Annotated in this window: 4 protein-coding genes; all 4 read right to left on the bottom strand. The window is 69.2% G+C overall.

Annotation, left to right across the window (positions count from 1 at the left end):
• Window positions 1-471 precede the first annotated feature (471 nt).
• On the bottom strand, window positions 472-1,032 hold the full coding sequence (locus VFE05_22780; protein ID HET6232920.1) for a shikimate kinase: 561 nt from the start codon (window positions 1,030-1,032) through the stop codon (window positions 472-474).
• A 93-nt stretch (window positions 1,033-1,125) separates the two neighbouring features.
• On the bottom strand, window positions 1,126-1,563 hold the full coding sequence (gene dut, locus VFE05_22775) for a dUTP diphosphatase (GenBank protein HET6232919.1): 438 nt from the start codon (window positions 1,561-1,563) through the stop codon (window positions 1,126-1,128).
• A 173-nt stretch (window positions 1,564-1,736) separates the two neighbouring features.
• Window positions 1,737-2,849, bottom strand: a complete 1,113-nt coding sequence (gene ald, locus VFE05_22770) for an alanine dehydrogenase (GenBank protein ID HET6232918.1) — start codon at window positions 2,847-2,849, stop codon at window positions 1,737-1,739.
• Between the two features lie 428 nt (window positions 2,850-3,277).
• Window positions 3,278-5,392: a polyribonucleotide nucleotidyltransferase gene (locus tag VFE05_22765; protein ID HET6232917.1), complete on the bottom strand. Its 2,115-nt coding sequence runs from the start codon at window positions 5,390-5,392 to the stop codon at window positions 3,278-3,280.
• Between the last annotated feature and the right edge of the window lie 146 nt (window positions 5,393-5,538).

The following is a 5,538-nucleotide window of genomic DNA, read 5'->3' as shown; positions in this document are numbered from 1 at the left end:
CCGCCGTAGATCTCGGAGGATTGGAAGACGTAGCCCCGGCGCTTGCACAGGGATACCAGCTTGTCCATCAGTTCGGTGTCGGCCATCGCCAGGGAGCTTTTTCGGGAGACGCAGAAAACGAGCGGGCGCGCAGGTGGGCGCGCCGGGTCGGGTCGGTTTCAGAGAGCGGGGATATTAGTGCGCGCTCCGTCGTGTGGCAAATCGCCATACAGGACGGACCGCGGCCCGAAGAGCGCTATGGACAGAATGGTCGCAGGTCGTGTTCACTCGACAGCCGGCGCAGCGCCTGAGAATGCGACGAGACGGACGTGCGAAACGGCGTCCGCCTCCTGTCATCTCCGGAGCGGTGGCGGGACGATGCTCCGGCCGATTGGGTAATGCTCCTCGCGCCAGCGCGCCGAAGCCGGTCGATCAGCGAACGCGTTTCCGCCTCCCAGGTCGCACGCAGCGGCTTGGCAGGCGGCCCGCGAGTTACTGCCGGCTGGCCGTGAGTGCGGCGCCTCGTTGGGCAGCGACGTTCGCGACGATGGCTTCGGCGACTTCCGCGACCGGCCGCATCGTCTCGACCTTGGTGACGGGGAGATCGCGATGCACCACGAAGCGAGCACGGATGACCTGCTCCTCGCGTTCGGCGGACCGACGGAATGGGCGGCCGAGCTGACGCTGCACGGTTTCCGCCACACAGGTCTCGAGATCCAAGGACGGGAGCAGCACGAACGTCGTGGGGCTCGTTGCGATGTCGCTGCGGATCTGCGCGTAGGCGGGATGAATGTCTTCGCGATAGGTCATGAAGCCGGACGAGAGCGCCAGGACGCAGTCTTGACTCGCCGCGTCGCGTATCACGTCCGCATAGACCTGCACGTTCCTGGCAGCATAGGCGTCGTAGCCTGGGGACTCGATGTACTCGGAGATGTCTCCAGCGGTCGAACGGAACCGCTCGTCCAGATCGACGAACCGTGCCCCGAGCCGTTCGGCGACCAGCGGCCCCGTGCTGCTCTTCCCAGCGCCCCCGGGACCGATCAGTCGAATCACGATTCCTCGATCGGCCCGTGTCTGACCTCGTCGGCCCGACGCCCGCCGATGGTCGTTGCGTCGGTGGATGCGGGACGAATCGCCGATCCGCGTCTACCGGCCAGTGGAGCCGAAGCCGGCGCGGCCGCGGGCGGTGACGTTCAGCTCGGCGGACTCGGTGATGTCGGGGACGAGGAAGCGCGAGAAGACCATCTGCGCGATGCGGCTGCCGCGGGCGATGGGCACCGGGTCCGGCCCCGCGTTCCACAGGATGACCTTCAGCTCGCCGCGGTAGTCCGGGTCGATGGTGGCGGGCGCGTTGGGCAGCGTCACGCCGTGGCGCAGCGCCAGGCCCGAGCGCGGCCGGATCTGCGCCTCCACGTCGTACGGCAGCTCCATCTCCAGGCCGGTGGAGCACACGCGGCGCTCGCCCGGCTGGAGCACGAAGTCGTCCTCGGCGCTGGCGATGTCGAAGCCGGCCGAGCCGCTGGTCTGGCGCGTGGGCAGCGGAAGGTCGTCGTTGCCCGGTAGCCTGCGGAAGCGCACGATCATGGCGAGCCTCGTCGTTCTCTGGATGGTTCCTCGAGCGCGGGCGGCGCGTGCCCGCGAGCCCGCACGAGCCGGGCCGAACGCGCGCGGGGGCGCGCCGCGACCTGCGGCACGCCCCCACTCTACCTCGCATCCGGCCGCGCCGACAGGGGCTTGCGCCCCCGCCGGCCGGTGCGCTACGCCAGCATCTGCTGCACGGGCGTCAGCTCCATGCCGAACGCCTCGGCCACGCCCTCGTACACCACCTTGCCGTTCACCACGTTCAGGCCCAGGGCCAGCGCCGGGTCGCGGCGGCAGGCGTCCTGCCAGCCGAACTTGGCCAGGCGCGCAGCGTACGGGAACGTGGCGTTGGTCAGGGCCAGCGTGCTGGTGCGCGGCACGCCGCCCGGCATGTTCGCCACGCCGTAGTGGATCACGCCGTCGATCTCGTAGATGGGGTTCTCGTGCGTGGTGGGGCGGATCGTCTCCACGCAGCCGCCCTGGTCGACCGCCACGTCCACGATCACGCTGCCCTTCTTCATCAGCTTCAGGTCGTCGCGCTTCACCAGCTTGGGCGCCTTGGCGCCGGGAACGAGCACGGCGCCCACCACCAGGTCCGCCATCTCCAGCTGCTCCAGCAGGTTGTGCCGGTTGCTGTAGATGAGGTCCACGTTGGCCGGCATCACGTCGGACAGGTAGCGCAGGCGCTCCAGCGACAGGTCGAGGATGCGCACGTGGGCGCCGAGCCCGGCCGCCATCTTCGCCGCGTTGGTGCCCACCACGCCGCCGCCGATGATCACCACGTCCGCCGGCGGAACGCCCGGCACGCCGCCCAGCAGCATGCCGCGGCCGCCGTGGTACTTCTCCAGGTACTTGGCGCCGGCCTGGATCGCCATGCGGCCCGCGACCTCGCTCATGGGCGTGAGCAGGGGCAGCTCGCCGCTGGGCAGCTGCACCGTCTCGTACGCCACCGCCACCGCGCCGGACTTGATCAGCGCCTGCGTCAGCGTCTCGTCGGCGGCGAAGTGGAAGTACGTGAAGAGGAGCTGGCCGGCGCGGATGCGGGGGTACTCGACCGCGATGGGCTCCTTGACCTTCATGATCATCTCGGCGTTCGCCCAGACGTCTTCCACGTCGTGCATGGTGGCGCCCACGGCCTCGTACTGGTCGTCGGTGAAGCCGCTGCCCAGGCCGCCGCCGCGCTCCACCATCACGGTGTGGCCGGCCTGCACGAGGGCCTCGGCGCCGGCCGGCACCAGGGCGATGCGGTTCTCGTTGGTCTTGATCTCCTTCGGGACTCCGATGCGCATATCGAGAAGCGGGCTGAAGTTTGACGTGGCGGCGCCCGTCTGTGGGCGAGCGGCGCTCAATATGGCACCTGCGTGCAGATTTGGCGAGACTCGTCGGCTACCGCGTTGAGCCGGGCTCATCCGCCGCGCCCCCATCTCCCGCCTCCGCCCGCTCCGGCGCCATCCGTCCAGGCAGCTCCACCACCGCCGCTCGATCTCGTCCCGCAACGCGCGGAACTCCCCCAGCGCCATCTCGCGCGAACGAACCCGAGCCCTATCTCGCTCGCGAAAACGCTCCCTCCCGCACCAGACCTCTCCCCTCCCCCAGGCAGTTTTGGGGGAGGGGGCAGGGGGAGGGGGCCATCCCCGTCACGCGAAAAAGCCGGCCTGCCCCCGTGAGGGAGCAGGCCGGCTTCCGTCCACCTACCGTCGAACGCCTGCCGCGGAGATTACTCCGCCGCCGGGGCGCTCGCCTTCTGCGCCAGCTCGGCCGTGGCGGCCTTACGGGACAGGCGCAGGCGGCCCTTCTCGTCGATGGAGAGGAGCTTCACCTGCACGGTGTCGCCCTTCTTCACCACGTCCTCGGTCTTGTCCACGCGCCCGTCCTGCAGCTCGGAGATGTGGACCAGGCCCTCGGTGCCGGGAATGATCTCCACGAAGGCGCCGAAGGTGGTGGTGCTCTTCACCACGCCCTCGTAGATGCGGCCCACCTCGGCCTCCTCGGTCATCCCCGCGATCATCCGGCGCGCCCGCTCGCCGCCCTCGCCACTGACCGAGGCGATGGTGATCGTGCCGTCGTCGTCGATGTTGATGGTGGCGCCCGTCGCCTCCTGGATGCCGCGGATCGTCTTGCCCTTGGGCCCGATGATCTCGCCGATCTTGGACGGGTTGACCTTGATGGTGATGATGACCGGCGCGTACTTCGACATCTCGGCGCGCGGGGCGGGAAGCACCGCCTCCATCTTGTCGAGGATGTGCATGCGGGCGCGGTTGGCCTTCTGCAGCGCCTCGCCCATCAGCTCCAGCGACAGGCCGTCGATCTTGATGTCCATCTGGATCGACGTCACGCCGTCGCGGGTGCCGGCGACCTTGAAGTCCATGTCGCCCAGCGCGTCCTCGCTGCCCAGGATGTCGGTGAGCACGGCGACGCGGTCACCCTCCTTGATGAGCCCCATCGCCACGCCCGCGCAGCTCGCCCGCATGGGCACGCCGGCGTCCATGAGCGACAGCGAGCCGGCGCAGACGGAGGCCATGGACGACGAGCCGTTCGACTCCAGCACGTCGCTCACAACACGGATGGTGTACGGGAACTCCTCGTACGGCGGCAGCAGCGCCTCGAGCGCGCGCTCGGCCAGCGCACCGTGGCCGATCTCGCGGCGCGAGGTGCCGCGCATGGGCTTGACCTCGCCGGTGGAGAACGGCGGGAAGTTGTAGTGCAGCATGAACGACTTGCTCTGCTGCGTGGCGAAGTCCACCGTGTCGAAGCTCTGCTCGTCGCCCTGCGTGCCCAGCGTGGCCACGCCCAGCGCCTGCGTCTGCCCGCGCGTGAACAGCGCCGAGCCGTGCGTGCGCGGAAGCAGGCCCACCTCGATGCTGATGGGGCGGACCTCGTCCAGCCCGCGCCCGTCCGAGCGCTTGCCGGTGCTCAGGATCATCTCGCGCATCTCGCGCTTCTCGACGTCCTTGAGGACGGTGCCCAGCTCCTTGTCGGTGTTCTCGAACTCCGCGATGAGCTGCGCCGAGAGCTCGCTCTTCACCGTGGAGATGGCGGCGGCGCGCTCGGCCTTGCCTGCCACCTGCAGCGCCTTGCGCATGGGCTCCACCGCCGCGGCGGTCGCCTTCTCGCGGAACGCCGCGTCGATGTCCTTGGGCGTCCACTTCATCGTCTCCGGCACGTCGATGCCGGCGAGGATCTCGTTCTGGATCGCGACCAGCTCCTTGATGCCCGCGTGGGCCACCTGCAGGCCCTCGGCGATCTCCTCCTCGGGCACCTCGAGCGCGCCGCCCTCCACCATCATGATCGCGCCGGCCGAGCCGGCCACGATGATGTCGAGGTCGCTGAACGCGAGCTGCTCGAAGGTGGGGTTGAGCACCCACTGCCCCTGGATGCGGCCGATGCGCACGGCGGCGACCGGCTCGGCGAAGGGGATGCGGCTCATGTTCAGCGCCAGCGAGGCGCCGGTGAGCGCGATCACGTCGGCGTCGTTCTCCTGGTCGGCCGAGATGACGTAGACGAAGATCTGCGTCTCGTTCGCGAAGCCGTCGGGGAAGAGCGGGCGCAGCGGACGGTCGATGAGGCGCGCCGACAGGATCTCCTTGTCGGAGGGGCGCCCCTCGCGCTTGATGAAGCCGCCGGGGAACTTGCCCGCGGCGTACGTGCGCTCGCGGTACTCGACGGTCAGGGGGAAGAAGGGGAGGTGGGTCGGGTTGTCCTGAGCCACCGCGGTGCAAAGCACCACCGTCTCCCCGAACTGCACCGTGCACGAGCCGTCTGCCTGACGGGCCATCTTGCCCGTCTCGATGACGAGCGGGCGTCCCGCGAACGTCTTCTCGGTCTTTGCCATTTCCGTGGCTTTCTTTCGTTTTGGTTTCTGGGGGTTGGCCGCTGGGCCGGCACGCGCTCCCCCTCGCACGCGGCCGGTCGTTCAGATGTTCACGATTGGCTTCACTACGCACGAAGGCCGCACGGCGTGTGTGCCGTGCGGCCTTC

The organism is Longimicrobiaceae bacterium, assembly GCA_035696245.1.
In the GTDB taxonomy this organism is placed as follows: domain Bacteria; phylum Gemmatimonadota; class Gemmatimonadetes; order Longimicrobiales; family Longimicrobiaceae; genus DASRQW01.
The sequence above is the reverse complement of the archived record's forward strand: the minus strand, read 5'-3'. Positions and strand labels throughout refer to the sequence as shown.